This is a genomic window from Citrobacter sp. Cs237, from assembly GCF_030332325.1.
Lineage (GTDB): Bacteria > Pseudomonadota > Gammaproteobacteria > Enterobacterales > Enterobacteriaceae > Citrobacter_A > Citrobacter_A sedlakii.
Map to the genome: position 1 here is coordinate 1 of NZ_JAOWIB010000040.1, position 472 is coordinate 472.

A 472-nucleotide genomic window follows, 5' to 3' on the forward strand; every position below is an offset into this window, starting at 1 on the left:
AGCCACACCGGCATCGATTAGCGCCTGGCTCATCCGCAGACGCTCAGCGCCGCTGAGATGAAAATGCCCCCGCATCGCACTATTCTGCAGATTAATATTGGCCCTGTAGTGCCCGTTTTCTGCCGCTATACGGTAAAGCCGTTCAATTTCTGCATCGATTTTTACGTCTTCCTTTAACTGGTTATTCTTCTGCAGCCAGCGCGCGTATTTAAACAACACATCCGTATCCGCAGAGGGCTGCGGAATATTTTCATGTTTGCAGGTGAACGCCAGCCGGGTATTGATCGTCGGTAACGGGTCCACGGCGGGTTTATGGCTGGCCGGAGCGGCTGCTGTCTGATCGCAGGCCGCGAGCAACAGGCAGGTCAGCAATACGCCTGCTGAACAGTATATTCGTCTCGGTAATGACATTGTCTTTTATCCTTCCCTGAAATACCCGGGAATATCTTCCCGGGTTTAAGCCGGAGACTTA

At 52.5% G+C, this 472-nt stretch carries 1 pseudogene; it reads right to left on the reverse strand.

Features of this window, described 5'->3' with window-relative positions:
• Positions 1 to 411 (reverse strand): annotated as a pseudogene (locus tag OGY07_RS01255) (SEL1-like repeat protein); the annotation flags it as partial.
• Positions 412 to 472: the final 61 nt, after the last annotated feature.